Below are 22371 nucleotides of genomic sequence, written 5' to 3' on the forward strand. Positions count from 1 at the left end.
ATAATTTTTGCAAAAAGGCTATTTGTACCTATTCACGGACTTCGGAAATTATATGGTCTAGTTCAGCTTCGACCATGGTAATAATTGGAGGAATAAAGCCACTAGTTGCATTTTGTTCTGGCCAATGAATCTCCTGAGGATGACCATTCAAAGTAATTTTTACATTTGATTTTTGAAATTCAGTTACATTCTCTAAGATTGGAAAGGATTCAGACGGAATTTGCATAAAGCCAGTTTCCTTAATCAATGCCCTGATTTTGTTTAGTTGTTTTTCATCCAAGTTTTTCCGAATGTCTGGTTGAAGATATCCTTGTTCAGTTACTGAATATTTTGCCTCACCATTATTTTTTATCAAAAGGATTTCGGTTTTTTGTGCACCAGTACGTTCAGTTACACCATAATCAATTGTCTTTAGTTGATGTTTTGTGTATTCGATATCAATTCTGTCAAAAGAGTTTGCAGCTGAAATTGGAATCTCGTTTTTTGTTAATAGCGGAACTGAAATTAACAAAGCAATGATTACAGGAATTGCCCCTAGTGCAAACATTATTTTTTTTACCATAATTTATGAACAAATACAGTTTCTTGTCGATCTCAAATAAATCTTGGTCAAAAATAAGTTAAAATCCTAGATGAATATGTCGATTCTTGTGGGTCTGTAGTCTAGCCTGGTAGGACGATGGTCTCCAAAACCATCGGTCGTCGGTTCAAATCCGTCTGGGCCCACCACTATCTATTTCTCAAAACATTAAGAGCAGAACCAGCTTTGAACCATTCAATCTGAGCTTGATTGTAGGAATGATTCAACATGATCTCTTCTTTGTTACCATCACTGTGAGTAATGATACACTTGACTTGTTTGCCAGGTTGCAAGTTATTCAAGTCAACTAGACTAATTTTATCATCTTCTAAGATTTTTTCATAATCATCTGGATTGCCAAATGTTAGTGCCAATAGTCCTTGTTTCTTTAGATTAGTTTCATGAATTCTTGCAAGGCTTTTGGTAATTACTGCAGCACATCCCAAGTATCGTGGAGTCATTGCAGCATGTTCTCTGCTGCTTCCTTCACCGTAATTGTTATCACCAATGATTACCCATCTCATCTGTTTTTCCTTGTACTGTCTTGCAATGCTTGAAAATGATTCAAGTTCATTGTTTAGAACATTCTTGCCTTTTCCAACTTCGTCATTGTATGCATTAACTGCACCTAGAAGCATGTTATCACTGAGATTATCCAAGTGTCCACGAAGGGACAACCATGCACCAGCAGGGGAGATGTGATCAGTTGTACACTTTCCTTTGGCCTTTACCATGATTGGCAGTTCTTCAAAGTCATTTCCATCCCATTGTACAAATGGCTCTAGTTTTTGGAGACGTTTACTGTTAGGATCAATAATTACTTCTACGCCATCAGAGTTGTCGGGTGGTGCAACAAAGATTCCTTCTGGTCTCATGAATCCTTCCTCAGGAACTTCAGGAGCTGGTTTTGGAGGATCAAGCTTGAACTTTGTTCCATCAGCTGCAGTCAACTCATCAACTAGAGGGTTAAAGGAGAGTTTTCCGCCCAAAGATAATGCAATAATCATTTCAGGACTGCCAATGAAGTTTAGTGTACTTCTATGTCCGTCATTTCGTCCTGGGAAATTTCTGTTAAAGGTTGTAACAATGGTATTTTTTTCATCATTGTCTAGCTCAGGTCTGTTCCACTGACCAATACAAGGACCACATGCATTTGCAAGAACTGTTGCACCAATGTCTTTGAGGGAGTCCATCTGTCCATCACGTTCAATTGTTCCTCTGATTTGTTCTGAACCAGGAGTTACTAGTAACGGAATCTTTGCTTTGATTCCTTTTTGTTTTGCTTGCTCTGCCAAACTGGCAGCTCTTGACATGTCTTCATAAGATGAATTTGTACAACTTCCAATTAGTGCAACAGAGATTGGATCAACATAGTCTTTTGACTTTACATCATCAGACAATTCAGAAATAGAACGTGCCAAGTCAGGAGTGTGAGGTCCTACAATGTGTGGTTCTAATTCTGAGAGATTAATCTCAATTACTCTATCAAAGAACTTTTCAGGATTTGATTCAACTTCAGGATCAGCAACAAGTGATTCTTTGTTTTGGTTTGCAAGCTCTGCAATGTCACCTCTGTTTGTGTATTTGAGATAAGTCTCCATTCGCTCATCATATGGGAAGACAGAACATGTTGCGCCAATTTCTGCTCCCATGTTAGTAATAGTAGCTTTACCAGTACAGCTAATTGATTTTGTTCCAGGTCCAAAGTATTCTACGATGGAATTTGTTCCACCTGAAACTGTTAGCTCTTCAGCTACTTTTAGGATAATGTCTTTAGGTGCAGTCCAACCATTCAACTCACCAGTTAGTTTAACACCGATTTTTTTCGGGTATAGTAACTCCCAAGGCATTCCAGCCATGGTTTCAGCAGCATCCAGTCCACCTACACCTATTGCAATCATTCCAAGGCCACCAGCATTTGGTGTGTGGGAGTCAGTTCCAATCATCAGTCCGCCAGGAAATGCATAGTTCTCTAAAACTACCTGATGGATAATTCCTGCTCCTGGTTTCCAAAAGCCACATCCATACTTTGCAGCAGCTGATTGCAAAAATTTGAACACCTCGCTGTTTTCATCTAACGAAACTTTCATGTCAACATCACCTTGAACTTCAGCTCGAATCAAGTGATCACAGTGAACAGTTGTTGGCAATGCTGCTTGTTTGAGTCCTGCTTGCATAAACTGCAACATTACCATTTGCCCTGTAACGTCTTGTAATGCGACTCTGTCAGGTTTTAGAAAGACATAGTCTTTTCCGCCAGCATAGTTTGTATCATCAATTTCGTTAAAATGTCCAGAAAGAATTTTTTCAGTAAGTGTTAGTGGTCGTCCTGTAACATTTCGAAATTTTACGATATTTTCTTTTAGTTTAGCATAAACACCTGAAACAAGTTCTGGTGTAGAATCAATATTCACATTATGCAAAAAATGCATCCCGAATTTAATATTTACAATTAAAAAAATTGTAAAAACAAAGCCCTAGGCATGTAAATTCTTAACAATTATAAGCCAAAAGCAGGTTTCTATTACAGGTTGGGGAGTTGCAGATTTTTGAGGTGTAAAAATGGTCAATAAGGGTTTTCCAAAGTTTGGCATGTCACAAGCTGGCGCATTTGTTGCAGCTCTGAAAAATTACAATTTACCTGATTTTATCCTAGTTCTAGTTGCAAAAGAATGCAAGTCAGACTTGCTTGAAAGGGGAAGAATTGATGACAGATTACAAAGTATGAATGATGACGCTTTAGAATTATTGCACAAAGTCTTTGTTGGTTGCGAAGAAGACAAGGCAGGAAAATATGCTCAATACAGATTCTATGCATATGTCTCAAGCATGTACCACAAGTGTGAGGTTCTAGTTAATGAAACAATTCCTGGTAAAACCGGAAAAAATCACAAGATGCCTGTAGCAGTCAAAAACAATGGAATGTACATTGCAGTTGCACAAAACAAGGCAACAGGACATCCAGTTAACAAAAAAGACGCAACCAAGTTCTACGATATAGTAGATGACATCAAGAGCGGTGATCACGGAACTATGCTAACTGATGCAATTTACGGTTCTTCAGTAGGATTCAAAGGAGATGCACTAGTCGAATTAGAAACCTTGAGTAAATCAAGAAAAGATGATGCTGAAAACGAATTAAATTTCAAGACAGCAAACTTTGAAAATAATATTTACTCTGTTACAAAGTGTTAGTTTTACAAATTCAGTTCTCTAGTATCCATAGCTAAAAACATTGGTTTGCCATCAGTTCTTTTAAAATTCTCATCATACTGTTCAAACTCTAGTTGCTCAAAGAGATGTTTAGTCCAAATGTCATGAACTTCTCTTGCATGTTTTTTTCGTCCCATCTGTCGTAACTGCTCATGAAGTATTTCATGAGATACGGTTGTACAGTTTTTTTCTGCCAAGTATAGTTCATCATTTTCTTCTTTTGGTTTTACCCAAAACACCATTCCAAAGTTTTCTGCATGATATCCTTCACAAGTACAGTCAGTCCACATTGGCCTGAAATGAGTCAGATAGAAATGATAGATGTCTTTTCCTCTTTGCTCATGATCACGAATTAGAGTATGTGTGTCAAGTTTTTGCAAAATGCTAGTAGGTTTTGTTATCATCTCATCGCATTGAATCTCATAGTCTTTGCCAAACTTTTCTTTTATCCATACCTTGAAGAATTGAGCCATCTTCTTGACATATTCATACTCAAACTGACGCTTTTCGCGGTCTTCTTCTTTTACGACAAAGATGAAATGTAAAATCATAATAAGAAAAAGGAGTGGTTATGTTTGGCCTTCAATACCCATCAGGGTAAGTGTTGAACGAATCTTTTCAATTTTTCTGATCTTCCAAGTAATTGTTTCTCTAAGTTTTTCAACAGTATCAGACTCGATCTTGGCCAAAATATCATATGCACCGAAAGTTCCATGAACTTCTCTAACACCTTCTAGGCCCTTGAGTTGGCCGATAATTGCCTCTTCTGAACCTAGTTCACAGTTGATTAACACATAAGCTGTTGCCATGTAATAATTACGAAAATCGACTATATCAATAAACCGATTACATTCATGCTTGAGAAATCTTTAGAATTTCATCCCAGATTGGTTTTGGAACAGGCATTACAGATAATCTTGAGATTCGTATCAGTTCCCAGTCTTTGAATTTTTTATTCTTCTTCATCTCATCAAGTGTTACAGGACGTTTCAGTGTTTTTTTGTATTTTACATCAACTACAATAAAACGCTCAACGTCTTCTTTTGGATTGGAATATGGTTTTGATGTAACTTGCATAATTCCAACTGCTTGTCTCTCATCACCGGTATGATAAAAAAATACAAGATCACCAGGTTTCATTTCCCTCATGTGTTTTAGTGCTAGATTGTTGTGGACTCCATCCCAAACTGTGGTTTTGTCTTTTTTTAGTTGTTCAAAGTTGTAACCTCTAGGTCCACTAGGTTCTTGTTTTGCCAACCAGTAATTTACCATTTTCAAATTTTGTAGCATCAAGGGATGTTTTATGGTTTATGAAAATTGTTCCCCGGTTCTGACTCGCACAAGATCATTGGTATTTTAGCCAAAACCTCCTTGGGTTCTGAAACCGGGGTTGCCCATAATGTAGCACGCCTGGGTGAATTAGAAATCATTGGTATCATTACGATCGACATCATCCTAATCCGTCTGCGTGCCTGCTCTTGGGCGATTACTAATAGAACCTATCCTACTAAAAACCATTGATGGAGATCAAAAATCAAACACTATTTTTTGTAGGAATTATAGTTTTGATTTTAGGTATACTAATCATAATTTTTGATTATCCACAAATTCAGTATCTGGAAAATCAAGAGGTATCTGGAACAAACTATCTAAAAGATCCAGAACAGTTTTCAATCTATCAAAGATTACAAATTGAGATTACTGTTGGAATTGGATTATTCATTGCAGGAATTGGATTGCTTGCAGTATCTTTTCTAAAGCGATTTGAGAATAGATTCAGATAGAGATATTTCAAAACCAACCACAGGAACACGAATTTTATAATTTTCAATAATTTTGGAGTTTATCTCACCAATGACGCCGACTGTCTTGTTGTTAATTATCACATCTGCACAGTGACCTTTCTCAAATGTCGGATGCTCTGTAGTCTTTGTTTTAATTTCCAAATCAAATCCTGTCTTTAGTGATGACTGTAACACAGATTTGATTTCAGTAAAGTTTGCGTCTTGATGTGCACTGATTACAGAAAGATTCGTTGTTTCAGAGATGGGGTTTTCTGAAGAAAATACAGTTCCAGTTTCAAATAATTTTTGAGGATATGATTCATGAATGTTCTTTGACAGATTCTCCAATAATCCAGGCAAGATAGAGTCACGCAAGATTGTATGCTCTTGACTTTTTGAATCACGAACAGAGATGATTGTCTTTGGTTCTCTATTTGCCATTTCATAAAGAACTCTTTTGCTAGTCAAACTAGAATTCAAAGCTTCAAGGTATCCAAGTCCAATCATAGTTTGGCTAAGTGATTTTAGTTGTAGTGAGATTGGATTTGTCTGGCCAAGTGTCTGAGAAGGAGACAGTGTAGGCTCTAGGTTCTGTATTCCATAGCCTAAAGCAACTTCTTCAACTAAATCCATTGGACCAAAGATATCAAAACGATATGCAGGAATTGTACAAACAATATTTTTTCCTTTAGATGATGCATCTAGTCTTGATTTTTTCAGAGATGAAACAATCTTTGAAGTGTTGAGATCCAGACCAAGTGTTTGATTAATGAGTAATGAACTGACAGTCATCTTTCTGTCAGCTAGTTTTGGTGAAGAGTTTTTTGCACCAGATATCTGGACTGACTCTAAAGAGAATCCTGCACTTTGCAAAATTGTTGCAACTACAGACAACATGTCTTCTGCATCGGCTTTGTTAATTCCAGTAACCTCAACAAAGAGATTCTTTGTCTTTGTAGTTACTGTAGTTACTGCTGCATTAATTATAGGAGGAAAGGATACTGTTTTCTTGTTTGCATCAAGTATCAAAGGCATCTTAGAGGAATTTGCAAGTAATCCTCCATAGTCTTGTCCAACTTCAGTTGTCTCAAGAATTTCATTAATTGTCAGTTCTTTTTCAGAATTTAGAGGAGTAAACTTGTGCTTTCTATCAGATGTGGTGTAGACTAGAGGGAATTGGATTTTATCTAAATCATGGATTCCAATTGAGGATTTCTTTCTCTTTCGTCCAATACCAAAATGCAGGTCCTCTTGCATTGCCATGAGTTGCTTGATTGTTTTATCATCAATTTTGCCATTTTTTGCAACAATTCCAGTCACAAATGGCCTTACTTTGGCAACATCAGGTTTTACAGAGATGGAATACTGTTTTGATTTTTTGATTTTGAGTTTTATTGCACCTGTTTTGATTCCCAACAGTCCTTGCATGCCAAGTGCAATTCCAAAGTCAGTGGAGTAATCAGGCCTGTTTGGACTGTACTCGATTCTAACTAAATCCTTGTCTTCAGATTCAATGTCTAGTCCAAGAAAAGGCAGTGAATCTGCAATCTGTTTTTTTGTAGACTTTCCAATTAGTTTTTGAAGACTCGAATAAGATAACTCTACTACTGGCATTTTGTTGCACTCCTCAACCAACTCAGGTTGTTATTGTAAAATTCTCTTACATCATCAAGACCATACTTTAGCATTGCAATTCTTTCAATACCACCGCCCCATGCCAAAACAGGTTTTGTGATACCAAGAGGTTTTGTAACTTCAGGTCTGAATATTCCCATTCCAAATAGCTCAACCCATTTTCCTAGTCTTTCATTGTACACCATAGTTTGAAGTGATGGTTCTGTATATGGGAAGAAGGTTGGCCAGAATTTTATTTTTGTAATTCCAATTCTTTTGTAAAACTCTCGCTGAATTCCCATCAGGTTTCTTAGATTGGCATCTTTTCCAACAACAACACCTTCAATTTGATTAAATTCTACAAGATGTTTGTAGCTGACTTTTTCATTTCTAAAAACACGACCCAAAGAAAATACTCGTGTCTCATCAGGCTTTGCTTCTGCAAGATGTTTTATTGTTACACAAGTAGTGTGAGTTCGCAAAACCATCTTGCGTGCCTCGTTTATATCCCATTGGTATCTCCAGTTTTTCTTGTGAGATTCTGAAACTTTTTTGATTTGCTCAGGTGTTGCAATCTTTTTTGCAGAGATTCCATCAAGATAGAATGTGTCTTGCAATTCCCTTGCAGGATGATCCTGAGGTGTGAATAGTGCATCAAAGTTCCAAAAGCTTGACTGAGTCATGTTTCCATAAATTTCTGAAAAACCCAAAGTGACAAAAATTTCACGAATCTCATCAATGGTGTCTTTTAGCGGATGAGTTCTGGCAACAAAGACTTCAGGGACTTTGGCCTCCACATCAATTCCTCCTGAAGATGCATCAAGGTTGATTGATTTTGCAGAATCAGATAAAGTGATTTGTTTAGTCTTTACAATTTCCTCTACAACAAAGTCTGGACGCCTCAATAGTCCGGACAAGTCATCAGAGTCCAGTTCAGTAACAGATAGTTTGTTCTCTCCAATTTGCTTAAGGGATTTTTCTCCAGGTAAAACATCAGGAGGATTCTTTAGAGAAATTGTGTCTGCTGTAGCATCTACCCAATTGTTTTTTCTTGCCAGTCCCATAGCAGGCCCAAATACTGGTCCCAATTCCTTTTGTAAATCAGATAGTTTTGATTTGGTTTTCAGTAAATCTAAGAGTCTTCTTTCAGGTAGTCCTTTCTCAAGTGATTCTTTTCCGTTTTTGCCCAGACTAACAATGCTTGATTTTGATTCATCAACGATTGCAAGTTCTTTTAGTTTTAGCCATTCGATTCCACGTCGGATTTGATCTGGTGAAAGTTTTGTAGATTTTTCCAGATTTTCAGGAGATTGCTTTGGGTTGTCTTTTAGTGATGTAATAATTTTTTTTTCAATATCGTGAAAAACCTGTGACAACACCAAAAGTTCGAAAAAGACTTTTTAAACCTTAACCTAAGTCAATTTGAATGTCAGCTGACGATTTTGTTGTGACTCCTTGGCACGTCGAGGGAGATATCGATTATGACAAACTAATCAAGCAATTTGGCACTCAAAAGATTTCTCCAGAATTATTGCAAAGAATCATGAAAATTACTGGCGAAGATCATTTCATGCTCAGAAGGGGAATATTCTTCTCACACAGAGAGATGAATAGAATTCTTGATGATTATGACAAAGGCAACAAATTCTTCCTATACACAGGACGAGGCCCATCAGGCCACACCCATATTGGCCACTTGGTTCCATGGGTATTTGCAAAATGGCTACAAGAAAAGTTTGATGTCAACATGTACTTTCAGCTAACCGATGATGAGAAATTTTTCTCAAAACAAAATCTGACATTAGAGGAGACAACAAACTTTGCATATGAAAATGCACTAGACTTTATTGCATTAGGTTTCAAACCAGAAAAAACAAAAATCATCATCAACACGAGAAATATTCAAACACTGTACCCAATTGCAGCTCAAGTTGCAAAGAAGATTAATTTCTCAAACACTAAAGCTACATTCGGATTTACAAATGACACCAATATTGGCATGATCTTTTACACATCACTGCAATCTGCCCCATGCTTCATAGAAGACAAGCCAGTTTTGATTCCTTTGGGAGTCGACCAAGATCCTCACTTTAGATTAACAAGAGACATTGCTCCAAAGATTGGAAAGACAAAGCCAGCACTAATTCACAACATAATGATTCCAGGACTAGAAGGACCTGGAGGAAAGATGTCAGCTTCAAACGAAAACAGTACTGTTTACACAACAGATGCACCAAACGTTGTAAAAAAGAAGATAAACAAACATGCATTTTCAGGTGGACAAACAAGTTTGGAGGAACACAGAAAGCTTGGAGGAAACCCAGACATTGATGTATCATACCAGTATCTCAGAATATTCTTTGAGCCAGATGATAACAAACTAAAATCAATCTACGAGGATTACAAATCCGGAAAAATGCTTTCTGGAGAACTAAAAGCAATTCTAATTGAAAAGATGAATACATTTCTAGCAGTACATCAAGAGAAACGTGAAAAAGCAAAAGACAAGATTGACGAATTTCTTTTTGAGAATAAATGAAAATAACAATTACCTGTGAGGACAAATACGAGGCTCAGAAGCTAGCCAGTCTAATCTACATCAAAGACGGAAACGAGACATTTATCACAGGAATTCTAAATCTTGTAAAAAACGAACTAGTAATCTCACTCAAAGACAAATCTGCTCACAGCATTCTACTTGAGAATGAATCTAATGTAGAACAGTTTGCAGATTTTGCTCAGTCAATAATTGACAAAGAACACAAAATAACATCAACTAAGATTCTTGGGAATCAAGTAGAGATTGACAAAGGTTGAATTTATGCACCAAATGCAGTCCAGAGTGCAATTACTCCAACTACTGCAATTAGAGAAATCCCTAATGCCTTAAAGTCGCCATTCATGATTTAATTTCAAAATTATTATAATTAAAGTGTTAATAAATTCTCAAAGATGGTTTTAGATCATCGTGGGAAATATTTACTTTTTTTCTGTTTAGGTCGTGATTTTTGTTCTTTAGGTTTTGCTACAGGTTGATTAATTTCATTGCAATTCAAGCACAATACCTTTAGTTCCTCTCTTGCAAGTTCAGGTTCTGAGATATACTTTCCCCATGATGAGGCAGCACCGCCACGTCCAATCTCATCAAAAGAAGAATTTTCAGAAACAGGACTAAATCCCAAAGCCCTTTCATCTTTGAATCCACAACTAGAACAAACTTTTCCTCCCAAGATTTCAAATAATTTTTCTTTTATTGTTGCATAGAATTTATCTGAACCATTACTGAAAAAGCTCTCTCGTTTTTTGGAAAGTCTATCATTTAGTTTTCTAGGTTTGTCTCTACCAGATTCTCTTCTGTTATCTCTGCGAGGTTCTCGTCTATCTCTAGAGTATCTGTCGTCTCTGCGAGACTCTCTTCTATCATCTCGTCTTGGTTCTCTTCTGTTATCTCTAAAAGATCTATCATCTCCTGAATCTTCTGGTTTATTTTTTCTAAAGCAATCACTACAGTAAACAGGTCTGTCAGTTTTTGGAACAAATGGAACTTCACATTCATCGCCACAATCAGCACAAGTTACTGTTGCAGACTCTCTTCTATCTCTAGAATATCTGTCGTCTCTGCGAGACTCTCTTCTATCATCTCGTCTTGGTTCTCTTCTATCTCTAGAGTATCTATCACCAGAATCTTGTGGCTTGTTATTTCTAAAACAATCACTACAGTAAACAGGTTTGTTATTTCTTGGAACAAATGGAACTTCACATTCATCGCCACAATCAGCACAAGTTACTGTTGCAGACTCTCTTCTATCTCTAGAATATCTGTCGTCTCTGCGAAAGTCATCTCTGTCGTTTCGAGAATTTCTAAAAGAACGTGATGCATCATCGCGTCTACGTCCTCCTGACTTTTTCTTATCAGAGTACTTTGATCTGTAAAGATCCATGATTCTGAGGATTCTATTGGTTATAGATACCTACAGGTCTCATTTGTGCCTAGAATAAAAAAATGCAATCAAACTAGAGATTTGTCCATTTCAGTGGACATTATTTCTTGGACCTTTAGAAAATACAATTTTGTTGAATATGGCATGTCATCCAAGTTATTGTCAACTGCAATCATGAAATAACGAACTGCACGTTTTGAAATGTCGAGATTAAATTTCATCAACAATATCGGATCTTGATGAACCTTGATCTTGTCTTGCAGCCAAGGTGGCGCCATCTCAATTGTCTCTTTGATGATTTTATCATACCAGTATGACAGGTTTTGAGGATGCAGTCCCTGCTTTAGATTAGAAACATCAGTGTCTATCTTTTTCATCATGTGAGGAATGATTGCCATGAGCATGAATCTGGAAATTTTGTTTTATTGCAATTACTCAAAGTTGTGCAAGCTACTTGTCAACTGATAACAAGTTTCCTTCCGAATCAATCTCAGAGTTTTTGATTCTAGTAGTAGAAATTCGAGAGCCGTCTTTTGCCAAATGCATTGGAACTGTTATGACCTTGACTGGAGAGAGGTTCTTTTCTGCTCTCAACTCATTTAGAACATTCCCTTGACTGCTTGTCTCATCACTTACAACTAGTGCTTGTACCTCTGGCTCCAAAACAGCAGGTCCAAAATCATTATCCAGTTTGCTGATTTGAAATGAAGAGTTTGGAAATTCTTGGAATAGTGTCTCAGTTAGATTTGCCAATCGTGTTTCATAATTGTTAGAAAGCATCTTTCCTCTTTTTTGTGCAAACTCATCACTGGTCAATCCAATGATTACTTTGTCAGAAATTTCAAATGCGTTTGATAGTAACGTGATGTGTCCTCTATGGATGATATCAAATGTCCCACCCATTGCAACTAGAGAAAATTGAGACATGTCAATTATTGAGTCTCTTTGAAAATAAACTTACTAGTTTCTGAGTAATTTTTAGTTGAAAATTAAGAAGATATGTTCATCAGACCTTCTTTGATCATGAACTGAATTCCTTCAACAAATGATCTGTCATCGATTTGACCTTCTGCCCACCATCCAGCATTACTCTTTATCCAATCAGGAATGTTATTTTCTTTAGAACTTGAACCTTGTTCAGTTACAGGAATTTTCATCAGACCTTCTTTGATCATGAACTGAATTCCTTCAACAAATGATCTGTCATCGATTTGACCTTCTGCCCACCATCCAGCATTACTCTTTATCCAATCAGGAATTTTTGCATTGTCTGATGTCATGGATGTTCCAGAATCAGAAGTTATCATAAAGGAAGTAATGTCAATTGTGGCCTTTGAGTTACCGTATTGTGTCTTTATAACATATTTTCCATCTGAGAATTTTTCATTTAGTGAAACATCATGAGAGAACGTAGTATCAGAATTAACAGGTGTTTTTTGAGTAACTACAAGATTATTCTTTGAATCAAAAATTGAGATTCGTAAACTTCTATCCTCATCATATTTGTTGACATTTCCAGAAAATGCTACATGTTCGCCAAGTGCATATGATTCTTTGTCGGTTTGAATATCGACTGTGAAATTGTTAGAGCTGCTTTGTACGGGAGCAGCACCATAACCAAAAACCTCTTGACCCAAAGGAACTACTGCAAGTAGCGATATTACAGAAATTATCAAAAGGATGTTGAACTTCATTGCCAACTCTGCACATTTCTTTTTGGATTTAAAGGGTGTGTGATCTACTGGACATTAATCAGTACAAAGGGGCCCTGATCGGCTATTGGAACGTCATTTCTGTCCCAGACAAAGGTCTCAATGAAATAGAGTCCACTGCTTTTTGGTATCCAATCTATTATGGATGATTGGGGTCCTACTCCAATAAAGCGTCCATCATCTTTTCCAATGTACTCTACTTTACCAGTTGCAGACTCTTTGATTTGGACATAGTATGTGTATGGGGTTTCATCAGTAGCTTGGTCTGCTGCAAACTGTATCCAGGTGTCACTTTTCACATGTACAACTGTATCAAGAGGAATCGTAGAAAGTTTCACTCCATTAGGATCAGTTACAGAGACGCTAGAGATTGTAACTAGTTTAGTCAAGGATTGAGGTTCTGGAAGTTCTACATCAACAAAGTTTGAAGAGAAAATATCAGATTCAGCAAACAGCAAAAATCCTACTGCCCTTGCATCAATTTGTCTATTAACATTAAAGGATACTTCAGCATCAGGTTCCACATCACCGAGTTCCAGAGTGATTACTTCAAGAATTCTAGAAGGCTCAAATCCATCGTATAATGCCATGTAAACATTGGTGTCAGAATTAGGAGCCCCACTATTTTTCAAAATCCCTTCAAAGCTCAGAGTTTTGTCAAGGGATACTTCACTAGAGTATACTGTTAGTCCCATTTGTTTTGAGGAGGATGAATCAAATCCCAGCAAGGAAACGGATGCCTCAGTAATTGCAGGGTTTGGAGTCTCAGACTTTATTGAGAATGTAGATTCACCATTTGGCGGAATGACCTCAAGTGTTGTTCTTCCCTGGACAACTTCTATTGGACTAGGATCAAAATCATCAAAAAAGTTAACCTGAATCAGAACATTGGTTACTGGGGTCTGAGTGTTCTCGTTTTTCACGGTGCCAACTACAACAGTATAGCCATCTGAATCCTGATAGACATATGGAACCTCACTGGTTAGGGATACTGAAAGTGTGGGGGCATTATCAGAGTATTCTTGGGCAAATGATTGAGAAAATGGAATTAAGAGAAAAACCAAGAATGCGCCAAGTACAAATTTTAACATCAGGATTTCTTTGTCACAGAGATTAATTTTCTATAACATATCATATAGTGAACAAGAAAGGTAACATCGTTTAACCCAGTTAACACTAGAAAAATAAAATAATAAAAAGAGATGTAAGATTTAGTTTCTCTTTGCGGTAATTGCCAACCAGTAAATTAATCCTGGAGCTAATCCAACAATAAGTGGAATGAATACCGGCCATCCGTCTACTGCGCTTGCCATGAGAAAAAACGGAAACTCTTCCTATTTAAATCCATCCAGCAGTCTGAAATCCAGCATAGATCGCGTATAAAAGAAGTGGACCGGACGGAATTTGAATCCGTGACCCCCCGCGTGCAAGGCGGGTATACTACCAGGCTATACTACCGGCCCACACGAGACTTGGCTTATCTGCAGATTTTAATTGTTGTCTTCTTGGCAAGAATTTTATTTGAAAGCAGGAGTGTTTTCTCATGGTACTTTTAGAATCTCAAGTCAAGCTAAAGACAGGAGATAGCGCACCAGACTTTGATCTTTTAGGAATTGATGATAAAAAACATGCATTAGGTGACTACAAGGATTACAAAGGATATCTCATAATCTTCATGTGCAATCACTGTCCTTATGTCAAAGCCAAAGTGGATGCACTCAACGAGTTGTATGAAAAATGTGGCAATGATGTTGCCATGATTGCAATTAACAGTAATGATTCTACTGATTATCCTGAAGACAGTTTTGAGGCAATGAAAGAGACTGCAAATGAAAAGGGATTCAAATTTGATTATCTAGTTGATGAGACACAAGAGATTGCCAAAAAATACGGGGCAATGTGTACTCCAGACCCATACTTGTTTGATGGCCAAAAACAGCTAGTATTTCACGGAAGAATTGATAATGCCATGAAGCCTGACGATGCTGCAACTGAGAAGACAATGATCAACAATATCGATAAACTAGTTTCAGGTCAAAAAATTGAAAAAGACTTTGACCCTTCAATTGGCTGTTCTATCAAGTGGAAAGAAAATTAGACTTAAATGAGTCATGGCAAAACTTTTTCCAGTGGGCTCGTAGCTCAGCTTGGCTGGAGCGTTCGACTGATAATCGAAAGGTCATGAGTTCGAATCTCATCGGGCCCATTATTTCAAATTCTGATATACTGTTTGAGACCACTGAATAATTTCATCTAGTTTCTCGGTCACAAGATCAGATTCACTCTTGGCCTTTTTTGTGGCGTTTCCACAAAGTATCAATTTCATACGTTTTCCAGATTTTGATTTTATCGGATTAATAGAGTCAGCAAAGAAATTCAAAGCCTCACCGGTTTGTGAAAAAACAAGTACTACCAAAACGCCAGGTTTTTGTTTCCAAATTTTTGAAACGAGTTTTTGAAAATCAAGATCAAAGAGCACGTTGATGGCAGACGACATGTCTCCAAGATGGGAGACCTTCCATCCATCTGAATGAAATGCAGCAGAGGCAGCTTCTGCAACCAAGCTGCTTTGAAAATCAGCTGAAATGACAACCATATTCTTTTTGGAATCTGGAACTATTGGGATTTGGTTTAGTATCTGAAGGGATTTTGAGATAGTGGTCCTGAGGAGATTTTGCTCAGCAGTTCCAATCTTTCCATCATCAAAGAGATTCTTTACGGATTCTATTGCAGGGTTGATGACTTCAATTATCAAACGATAAACAGTAGCTCCTGAATGCAGGGAATTTCTAATCAAAGAATAGACTTGGTCCTCTTTTCCTTTAACCAAATTATCAAGAAACAGAGGAGCCACTTTGAAATAATCATCAGGAAAATTAAAGGACTCTTGTCCTGGCTCTAAAAACCACAACGTAACATTTCCAATATTTTTTTGACGTACCAGTCCTTCAGCTGCAAAGACCTTGAGATACTTTGTCATGGTGACACGATTCACTTTCATCTGCTCAGAAATTTCTACTCCAGACATTCCGGATTCGGAATCCTTCAAAACTGAAATTAGTTTTTCGCGAATCTCTTCTTCAGAATATCCTCTTCCCATTACTGCTATTCCATGAAGGTATTGTATAAAGACTAATTTTCATTAACTTTGAAAACCTATTTTTTAAAATAAAATCTTATATAGAAGGTACCTTAAAGTACGGTAAGGGAAAAGTAAATTGCCAAAAGCCGGATTCAAATCAATTACAGTTTCAGAAACAGTCTATGATAAATTCCAAGAAGTTTATCAAAAGAGCAAAGACGACCTTGCAATGAAAGGTGTCAACAGTTTCTCAGGTTATGTTACTTACATGTTAGAGGAGATGATGCAAAAGGACAAGACCTTTGCAAGATATGCTCCAAAGATTGAAAAGATTTCAGTCGATGATGATAGAATAATTCTAAAGGATAATATCAAAAACAGAATCGCCGAAGTTGCAGTTCAGAAAGGAGAATTGTATTGCCAGCTCTGTGACGAAAAGGATTGTGTACATGTTGGTTATGTCTGGTCCATACCAGAAGTTTACGAAGTTCTAAACGCTAGAGGAATCAAAAATCCAAAGTAGTTTTGTATGGAGGAGGTGGGATTTGAACCCACGAACTCCTGAAAGACAGGATCACCCATTATTTGATCTTAAGTCCTGCATGTCCAAAAGCACAAGATGTGCTTACTTTGGCCAGGCTTGATTACTCCTCCAAAAGGGTAAAAATCTGTGTGAAATTTAACAGTTTACAGATTTTGCCAAGATAATGAAGAATTATAAGGATTTTCTACAGGGTGAATTTGTGCTTCGATAGCTCAGCCTGGTAGAGCGTTACCTTGGTAAGGTAAAGGTCGCGGGTCCGGATCCCGTTCGAAGCTTTTTTCAATTTTCAAAGTTATTTTTCCAGGATATGTTTTTCGTCGATTTACGAAGTTTGTATTTAAGCTATTCTGAGACTAGGAAAAAGTTAGTCCAAGATCAATTTTTTTTATGTTCCGAATTGTTAAAAAATTCTGCAATACTAACTATTGAAACAAGTATACTCCCAAGTATCAACTGTCATCCCAAAACCATTTGTAAAATGGGCAGGTGGAAAACGTCAGTTAATTCCAGTTCTAAATGAGAATTTACCAAAAACTTTTGGGACCTATTATGAGCCATTTATTGGAGGAGGCGCATTGCTCTTCCACATCCTCACTGAAAGAGATGGTCAAAAATGCAGCATCTCTGATTTGAACTCTGATTTGGTTTTGGCATATACTACAATTCGAAATAGAATTGATGACTTGATCTCATCTCTAAAAAATCACGAAAGAAATTATCGCAAGGATTCAAAATCATACTATTACTCTGTTAGAGAATCAAACCCTAGAAGCGAGATTGAAAAGACATCAAGATTGCTCTTTTTGAATAGGACCTGCTTTAACGGATTGTACAGAGTCAACAGCAAAGGAAAATTCAACGTACCTCTAGGAAGATATACAAATCCAAATATCGTAAATGAGGAGAATCTACGTTCGGTTAGCTCCATTTTACAGTCAAGCAAGGTCTCAATCAAATGCCGTGATTTTGAGGCAGTTCTAAGAGATGCCAAAAAAGATGATTTGGTGTACTTTGACCCCCCATACCAACCAGTAAGCGATACTGCCAATTTTACAAGTTATACTAACAAGGACTTTACAGACAAGGACTTGGAAAGACTTGCAGAACTATGCAACAACCTAGATTCCAAAGGATGCAAAGTACTGCTATCAAATTCAGATTCAAAACAAGTCTCTGACATGTTCTCAGGAAAGTCTTGGAAAGTAAGCAAGATTCAAGCAAACCGTTCCATCAATTCAAATTCAAAAAAGAGAACAGGTCACTTTGAATTGTTAATCAAAAATTACTAAATTTTTTAAAACAAATTTTTTTCAAAATTATTTTTTCAAAAATTATCTAGAGTTTACACTAGTAGTAGATAATAAAATGAAAAGGAAAAGGTTGGGTTTTTAGTCCCACTTTGACCATGCGGCCATCCATCTGTAAGTCCATGTATTCAATTTACAACCTAATGCTGCAAATGTACATCCCAAAACTGCACCTGCACCTGCACCGAGAGCGACTGGGCTGTTATAGAACTTACCAACTTGGGGTTCTATCGGTGTCATGTATGGTGGCAATGTTGGTCTTGGATATTTGAATGCCGTTTCAAGTGGGTCTGCTACTGTTATCAGGTTTACCATGTTGAACAATGGTAAAGACATTCCTACCAGTACGCCTCCGAACAGTATCAAGGAGTGCTTGTTCTTCTTTGTTGCCCAGTAGACTAAGTCCAACAGCATTGCTGATGGTAACCAAACTGGTGTTACAATGAAGTCATATGGATAACCGAGTGAGAACCATGCGGCTTTGGCTACCCATGTGTATACTGTCATAATCAGAGCGTAGTACGTTGCTGTGCCTGGAACGCCTGTAAATGTTAGGTAATATGTTGCACCTACAATAAGCATCAACGTTTGCGATATTGAGAATACCGTGTACGAAGTCCAAGCCCAGTCAGTGTAGAAGATGTAGTCTCCTGCATTAATTGTTAACAGTGTAGAGTTAACTGCAACCACTACTATGAACAAGTAGTGTGTACATCGTCTTAACCAGACCATATGAAGTTGAAGAAACGGTCAGTATATAAAATTTTAGAGTGTGATGAAGATCGTTGTTTTGAATGGCAAATAGTCATAGAGTTTTGCTAAAAATGAAAATGAAAAAGAAGTGTATCTGAAGGGTTTGCCTTCGGATTACCAACCGACATATAATGATACGAATAGCACGAATGCTACGGTTGCTGCAATACTGCCGCCAACTATACCATTACTGTTCTTATTGGAACCTTCTTCCATGACTTTAACACAGAAGATGTAACCTATTGCCTCAATGATTGCAAGTACGATGAATGCAAAGTGGCCACTTGCTGTTGGATATGCCCATGGATAATAGAAGTATCCTGCTGCAGTACCACCAAAAGTAGCAATTAATGCTGCCCAGTATGAAATTGTAATCATACCAGTCATATTTTCAACGCGTTTTCCAATCATTCGTTCTACGTCAGCACTGGATGATCCACCGCTACCGCCTGAACCGAATCCTTTTGGAAGAGTCATTCTGGAATTATTCAACTACAGAATCCTTTTAAGTCTTTCTTAAACTGCTGGTAAGGGTACGATCTACGTCTTTTCTAAAAATAATAAAATAAGAAAAAATTGTGCGATTGCACATTTTGTCTATGGAATTGATCTACTGTACAATTTGCCTTCTAAGGCCATCTTGTACATCTCTGCGACATATGGGTTCTCTCCTGGAGTTTCTGCACCTAGTTCTACGAGTCTAGCATATACTCTGACTACGTAAGCGAGTGCACCCATGAATGCTACTACAACACCCATGTTAAACATCCAGTGATTTGGAACTGCAAAGATTTCCTCTACAAACCAGAAGTGCCACATCTCATTGACTCCAATTGTAAACATAGTTGCTAAGTAACCAAGAATGGTCATTTTCAAACCAGTGTTCATTGAATTATTTGGACCTCTGAGAACTGGAACTTTTCTATCATAGATTGCTGCTGAACCCCATCCGAGTGGAAGTGCTACAAAGTGGGAATATAACCACCAGTGAGCTGGAGTAAATGCACTATCTCTGATAGATGTCTGATGTAGAGAACCATCAACGAAGTTATCTACTTCGACTGATGCTGCGGTAGATCCCATAGCAATGACGATGAGCCAGATTTTCTTAAGTCTCTGAATCTCAACTTCTTTTGGGATTAATGCGGGCATCTGTGCCATGATACACTTGGTGTATATTGAGAATATAAAGTAAGAGATTGAAATCAAGTGGTTTTTTTTCCAATTTCTAATGGATTTTCAAGTGATTTATGAAATAATTTCATTGAATATTTTGTACATTGTAAAAATAACAAGTATTTTTTGCTATTTTCAATGTTAAACATCAATGATTAACATCGCTATTAGTATCGATCCTCGCAATGAAGGTAAAACATATAACGACGTGTATTATCTTTCACAATATTAGGGATAACTATGGTCGAAAAAAAGATTTTCGTATTCGGACTAGCTGTCGTACTTGCACTAGGAACTTTAGGTTTCAACTGGGTTGAAACAATTCTTCCAACTGCAGATGCACACGGTGTCCAAGCACAACTCCAGAGTCGTTTCGTCAGAATTGAAGACGAGACCTTTAACAGACAATCCCTGCAAACTGGTGAAACCTTGATTCTTCAAGGAACTTTAGTCAGTCTTGTAGAAAGAGACCTTAGAGGATGGATATCCATTTTCTCAGAGTCAACCAATGCAGGTAACAGATGGGAAATGCTCTCCAGAGACCCACCAGGAAACGTCTTTGACATTCCAGGAAACTCTGTTGTAGATTATGCACTATCTGCAAAAGCACTTGAAGCAGGTGTATACCACGTACACACCCAACTCAATGTAGCCCAAGTTGGTCCAGGACTCGGTCCAGGTCAAACAGTTGTCGTTGAAGGAGAACCAATTATCAAACCAATCCCATATACCAACATCGCATATCAATCAATTATGATTGGCGTTGGATATGTCATTACGTTTGCAACACGACCCTGGCAAGTAATCTAAACCACCCAACCTTTTCCTTTTCATTTTCTAAACATCCTTACGATTAACGTAAGTCAGAAACCAAGTCTTATCTGCAATAACAAAATAATCAAAGAAGATGCTAAATTTTAAAATCACAAAATTAGATATTTTTCAAAGTTACTTTTTTGGAAAAGTGGAATTTAGAGAAGACCCATACAAAGTAAACATACAGAATCAGAGAAGGGGCAAAGTCCTCAAGCTGCCTTTTGAGATAAGTCCAAAAAGAGAAAATGTCCTTGTAAGAATGACAGGTCCAGGAGATCTGTTTGTAGAGGACTACCTGCCATACAAAGGGGAATCTGAATGGCTGGAGATTGATTCAGATGAGATTACCTACTTTATTGCAGATCATCAAGACCAGTTAGATACAATTGAGATTTCTTACGAGTAAGAGAAAGGACTTTAAGGAATCTGACTAGAATTATCCTATTATGATATGGCCAGGAACTGGTGATCCTTACAAGAGGAAAAAGACCCTAAAGTTTCTAGCCATAACTGCAGTTATTGCAATATCAGTAGGTGTTGCAAGTAGTACGATTCAAGCTCAATTGGGTCAAGACGATCCCCTCAAAGTTTGTATCAATGACAGGGATACACCTTACAAAATCAAGGCAACATTAGAGTTAGTTATTGATGGCATTCCAGCAGACATTCCTGCAAACATCAACTCAGGTTTTGATGGAGAATGTCAAAGAACTATGTACACTCTAACTAATGATGGTACGATTTACGCCGAATGGGAAGAAGACTTTCCATTCCAAATTGGCCACTTTTTGTGGATGTGGGATTTCCCTCTAAGAGATATGGAGCAGAGCAAGTCAACGATTTACGTCAATGGTAAAGAGTCACCTCACTTCATTAACCACCCACTACAAGACGGATACCACTACAAGGCAGAGTTTACATCAAAGGCATATGATGAGTCAAAGGACAAAGACTTCCTTCCAGACAATTAGACAATTGCAGACTTTGTAAATTTTAAAGAAATTTCAAAAAATGACTTTGAGCTAGATTGTTTTAGAGAATTAAAAATAATGAAAATGAAAAAGGTAGTGATTCTACCAGTATTTTCCGTTGTCTGGAATAAGACCGATACCTTCTCTTTCAAAGTGTCTGTCCAATTCGTCGACCCATCTCTCACGGTTGTCTTTGTATGCCCATCCGTGAACACGTAACCAGAATGAGATAATTCCAAGAAGGAATACTGTGAACATCATGGTTCCGAAGATGTAGATCATTACATCATAGAATAATGGATCATAGTTTGGTCCTAGTTGTCCTGTTAATGATGACAGGATGCTAAGGAAAGTTCCTACGATAGGAGTCATGTATATTTTGGCCCAATTTCTGCGATATATACATTTCTTTTATTATCATAAAGTACGAGATCAGTATACACTAAAGGTCTGCTAATAAAATAAGAGAAAAGTGAGGTATTTTATCCTCTACCCATTGCTGCGTATTTGCCAGATCTTCCTCTAATGAAGAAAGCTCCTGCGATACCACCAAAGACGGCACCTGCAATAACTGCTGCACCGACGACACCACCAGCATCAAGATATGGAGTTCCTGAACCAGATGATGGGTTTGCTTCAGCAGCTTCGATTCTTCTTCTTTGAATCTCAAGTGCTTCCTCTAATGTGTAAGATCCGGTTTCTCCTGCATCACCAACGTTACCCATGTACTGGGCAAATGCAACAGAAGCTGCACCGATGGCACCGAAGAAAAATACAGATAGCATGGTTGCTGTTAAGAGTACTTTTGTATTCATACCGTTTACCTAATCGATTGGACGAATAGTACTTATTTAAAACTTTATTCTGAGCCCCAAATT

The 22371-nt window shown here is 37.5% G+C and carries 27 protein-coding genes, 5 tRNA genes and 1 pseudogene; 13 read left to right on the plus strand and 20 right to left on the minus strand.

The window, feature by feature from the left end; all coding sequences use genetic code 11:
• Positions 1–28: 28 nt before the first annotated feature.
• Positions 29–562 (minus strand): hypothetical protein, encoded by a 534-nt coding sequence (locus tag ACQY2P_RS06080; protein WP_428325787.1) that lies wholly within the window; start codon positions 560–562, stop codon positions 29–31.
• 90 nt (positions 563–652) lie between these two features.
• On the opposite strand from ACQY2P_RS06080, the gene ACQY2P_RS06085 reads away from it, so the two are divergent.
• Positions 653–729: transfer RNA gene (locus tag ACQY2P_RS06085), tRNA-Trp, on the plus strand.
• Here ACQY2P_RS06085 and ACQY2P_RS06090 read toward each other — a convergent pair.
• Complete coding sequence (locus tag ACQY2P_RS06090) at positions 730–3012, minus strand: aconitate hydratase (protein WP_428325788.1); 2283 nt, start codon at positions 3010–3012, stop codon at positions 730–732.
• A 130-nt stretch (positions 3013–3142) separates the two neighbouring features.
• On the opposite strand from ACQY2P_RS06090, the gene ACQY2P_RS06095 reads away from it, so the two are divergent.
• Entirely contained in the window at positions 3143–3775 is a 633-nt protein-coding gene (locus ACQY2P_RS06095) for a hypothetical protein (RefSeq protein WP_428325789.1), read from the plus strand.
• A 2-nt stretch (positions 3776–3777) separates the two neighbouring features.
• On the opposite strand, the gene ACQY2P_RS06100 is transcribed toward ACQY2P_RS06095, so the two are convergent.
• Genes ACQY2P_RS06100 through ACQY2P_RS06110 form a run of 3 tightly spaced genes read right to left on the minus strand, consistent with a single transcriptional unit; the run spans position 3778 to position 5065 of the window.
• Positions 3778–4344, minus strand: coding sequence for a hypothetical protein (locus tag ACQY2P_RS06100; RefSeq protein ID WP_428325790.1), 567 nt, complete (start codon positions 4342–4344; stop codon positions 3778–3780).
• An 18-nt stretch (positions 4345–4362) separates the two neighbouring features.
• Complete coding sequence (locus ACQY2P_RS06105) at positions 4363–4602, minus strand: Lrp/AsnC ligand binding domain-containing protein (protein ID WP_048079305.1); 240 nt, start codon at positions 4600–4602, stop codon at positions 4363–4365.
• A 43-nt stretch (positions 4603–4645) separates the two neighbouring features.
• Complete coding sequence (locus tag ACQY2P_RS06110) at positions 4646–5065, minus strand: EVE domain-containing protein (RefSeq protein ID WP_428325791.1); 420 nt, start codon at positions 5063–5065, stop codon at positions 4646–4648.
• A gap of 248 nt (positions 5066–5313) precedes the next feature.
• Here ACQY2P_RS06110 and ACQY2P_RS06115 point away from each other — a divergent pair, with 248 nt between their 5' ends.
• Complete coding sequence (locus tag ACQY2P_RS06115; protein WP_428325792.1) at positions 5314–5577, plus strand: hypothetical protein; 264 nt, start codon at positions 5314–5316, stop codon at positions 5575–5577.
• Here the strand turns inward: ACQY2P_RS06115 and pheT are convergent.
• Together pheT and ACQY2P_RS06125 are read right to left on the minus strand one after the other, a co-directional pair.
• Positions 5548–7191 carry a phenylalanine--tRNA ligase subunit beta gene (gene pheT, locus ACQY2P_RS06120; RefSeq protein ID WP_428325793.1) on the minus strand — a complete coding sequence of 548 codons (1644 nt, stop codon included), beginning with the start codon at positions 7189–7191 and terminating at the stop codon, positions 5548–5550. The two genes, ACQY2P_RS06115 and pheT, sit on opposite strands and share 30 nt — an antisense overlap.
• Complete coding sequence (locus ACQY2P_RS06125) at positions 7182–8567, minus strand: phenylalanine--tRNA ligase subunit alpha (RefSeq protein WP_428325794.1); 1386 nt, start codon at positions 8565–8567, stop codon at positions 7182–7184. The genes pheT and ACQY2P_RS06125 overlap by 10 nt, the downstream gene beginning before the upstream one ends.
• Positions 8568–8617: 50 nt before the next feature.
• Between ACQY2P_RS06125 and ACQY2P_RS06130 the strand changes: the two genes are divergently transcribed.
• Together ACQY2P_RS06130 and ACQY2P_RS06135 are read left to right on the plus strand one after the other, a co-directional pair.
• On the plus strand, positions 8618–9730 hold the full coding sequence (locus tag ACQY2P_RS06130) for a tryptophan--tRNA ligase (protein WP_428325795.1): 1113 nt from the start codon (positions 8618–8620) through the stop codon (positions 9728–9730).
• A complete protein-coding gene (locus ACQY2P_RS06135; protein ID WP_428325796.1) occupies positions 9727–10008 on the plus strand; it encodes a hypothetical protein in 282 nt (93 codons plus the stop codon). Before ACQY2P_RS06130 ends, ACQY2P_RS06135 begins: the two co-directional genes overlap by 4 nt.
• Positions 10009–10154: 146 nt before the next feature.
• Here the strand turns inward: ACQY2P_RS06135 and ACQY2P_RS06140 are convergent, their stop codons facing one another.
• From ACQY2P_RS06140 to ACQY2P_RS06165, 6 genes and pseudogenes are all read right to left on the minus strand, one after another.
• Positions 10155–11132, minus strand: a complete 978-nt coding sequence (locus ACQY2P_RS06140) for a CxxC-x17-CxxC domain-containing protein (protein ID WP_428325797.1) — start codon at positions 11130–11132, stop codon at positions 10155–10157.
• Positions 11133–11200: 68 nt separating this feature from the next.
• Positions 11201–11530: a hypothetical protein gene (locus ACQY2P_RS06145; RefSeq protein ID WP_428325798.1), complete on the minus strand. Its 330-nt coding sequence runs from the start codon at positions 11528–11530 to the stop codon at positions 11201–11203.
• A 52-nt stretch (positions 11531–11582) separates the two neighbouring features.
• A complete protein-coding gene (locus tag ACQY2P_RS06150) occupies positions 11583–12059 on the minus strand; it encodes a phosphopantetheine adenylyltransferase (protein ID WP_428325799.1) in 477 nt (158 codons plus the stop codon).
• A gap of 62 nt (positions 12060–12121) precedes the next feature.
• A pseudogene (locus ACQY2P_RS06155) lies at positions 12122–12397 on the minus strand (hypothetical protein); the annotation flags it as partial.
• 473 nt (positions 12398–12870) lie between these two features.
• Positions 12871–13935, minus strand: coding sequence for a hypothetical protein (locus ACQY2P_RS06160; protein ID WP_428325800.1), 1065 nt, complete (start codon positions 13933–13935; stop codon positions 12871–12873).
• Between the two features lie 298 nt (positions 13936–14233).
• Positions 14234–14307: transfer RNA gene (locus ACQY2P_RS06165), tRNA-Ala, on the minus strand.
• A gap of 80 nt (positions 14308–14387) precedes the next feature.
• On the opposite strand from ACQY2P_RS06165, the gene ACQY2P_RS06170 reads away from it, so the two are divergent.
• The gene (locus tag ACQY2P_RS06170) at positions 14388–14942 is read left to right on the plus strand and encodes a thioredoxin family protein (protein ID WP_428325801.1); all 555 of its coding nucleotides are present in this window, start codon (positions 14388–14390) and stop codon (positions 14940–14942) included.
• 33 nt (positions 14943–14975) lie between these two features.
• Positions 14976–15050, plus strand: a tRNA-Ile gene (locus tag ACQY2P_RS06175).
• On the opposite strand, the gene ACQY2P_RS06180 is transcribed toward ACQY2P_RS06175, so the two are convergent.
• On the minus strand, positions 15051–15944 hold the full coding sequence (locus ACQY2P_RS06180) for an ArsR family transcriptional regulator (RefSeq protein ID WP_428325802.1): 894 nt from the start codon (positions 15942–15944) through the stop codon (positions 15051–15053). It lies immediately after the preceding tRNA gene.
• Between the two features lie 118 nt (positions 15945–16062).
• Here ACQY2P_RS06180 and ACQY2P_RS06185 point away from each other — a divergent pair, with 118 nt between their 5' ends.
• Entirely contained in the window at positions 16063–16449 is a 387-nt protein-coding gene (locus ACQY2P_RS06185) for a hypothetical protein (protein WP_428325380.1), read from the plus strand.
• A 7-nt stretch (positions 16450–16456) separates the two neighbouring features.
• Here the strand turns inward: ACQY2P_RS06185 and ACQY2P_RS06190 are convergent.
• Positions 16457–16580, minus strand: a tRNA-Leu gene (locus tag ACQY2P_RS06190).
• A 91-nt stretch (positions 16581–16671) separates the two neighbouring features.
• Here ACQY2P_RS06190 and ACQY2P_RS06195 point away from each other — a divergent pair.
• Together ACQY2P_RS06195 and ACQY2P_RS06200 are read left to right on the plus strand one after the other, a co-directional pair.
• Positions 16672–16745, plus strand: a tRNA-Thr gene (locus ACQY2P_RS06195).
• A gap of 150 nt (positions 16746–16895) precedes the next feature.
• A complete protein-coding gene (locus tag ACQY2P_RS06200; protein WP_428325803.1) occupies positions 16896–17759 on the plus strand; it encodes a DNA adenine methylase in 864 nt (287 codons plus the stop codon).
• Between the two features lie 99 nt (positions 17760–17858).
• On the opposite strand, the gene ACQY2P_RS06205 is transcribed toward ACQY2P_RS06200, so the two are convergent.
• From ACQY2P_RS06205 to ACQY2P_RS06215, 3 genes are all read right to left on the minus strand, one after another.
• Positions 17859–18509 (minus strand): ammonia monooxygenase, encoded by a 651-nt coding sequence (locus ACQY2P_RS06205; RefSeq protein WP_048079293.1) that lies wholly within the window; start codon positions 18507–18509, stop codon positions 17859–17861.
• Positions 18510–18644: 135 nt separating this feature from the next.
• Positions 18645–19007, minus strand: a complete 363-nt coding sequence (locus ACQY2P_RS06210; RefSeq protein WP_141977516.1) for a hypothetical protein — start codon at positions 19005–19007, stop codon at positions 18645–18647.
• 120 nt (positions 19008–19127) lie between these two features.
• Entirely contained in the window at positions 19128–19691 is a 564-nt protein-coding gene (locus ACQY2P_RS06215) for a methane monooxygenase/ammonia monooxygenase subunit C (protein ID WP_016939485.1), read from the minus strand.
• 255 nt (positions 19692–19946) lie between these two features.
• Between ACQY2P_RS06215 and ACQY2P_RS06220 the strand changes: the two genes are divergently transcribed.
• The 3 genes from ACQY2P_RS06220 (at position 19947) to ACQY2P_RS06230 (ending at position 21493) form a co-directional block, all read left to right on the plus strand.
• Complete coding sequence (locus tag ACQY2P_RS06220; RefSeq protein ID WP_428325804.1) at positions 19947–20516, plus strand: methane monooxygenase/ammonia monooxygenase subunit B; 570 nt, start codon at positions 19947–19949, stop codon at positions 20514–20516.
• 97 nt (positions 20517–20613) lie between these two features.
• A complete protein-coding gene (locus ACQY2P_RS06225) occupies positions 20614–20928 on the plus strand; it encodes a hypothetical protein (protein ID WP_428325805.1) in 315 nt (104 codons plus the stop codon).
• Between the two features lie 40 nt (positions 20929–20968).
• Positions 20969–21493, plus strand: a complete 525-nt coding sequence (locus ACQY2P_RS06230; RefSeq protein ID WP_428325806.1) for a hypothetical protein — start codon at positions 20969–20971, stop codon at positions 21491–21493.
• Positions 21494–21595: 102 nt separating this feature from the next.
• Here ACQY2P_RS06230 and ACQY2P_RS06235 read toward each other — a convergent pair whose 3' ends face one another.
• Together ACQY2P_RS06235 and ACQY2P_RS06240 are read right to left on the minus strand one after the other, a co-directional pair.
• Positions 21596–21865 (minus strand): hypothetical protein, encoded by a 270-nt coding sequence (locus ACQY2P_RS06235; RefSeq protein ID WP_012215889.1) that lies wholly within the window; start codon positions 21863–21865, stop codon positions 21596–21598.
• A 110-nt stretch (positions 21866–21975) separates the two neighbouring features.
• Positions 21976–22308, minus strand: a complete 333-nt coding sequence (locus ACQY2P_RS06240) for a hypothetical protein (protein ID WP_428325807.1) — start codon at positions 22306–22308, stop codon at positions 21976–21978.
• Positions 22309–22371: the final 63 nt, after the last annotated feature.

Source organism: Candidatus Nitrosopumilus sp. (genome assembly GCF_965262695.1).
Taxonomy (GTDB): domain Archaea; phylum Thermoproteota; class Nitrososphaeria; order Nitrososphaerales; family Nitrosopumilaceae; genus Nitrosopumilus.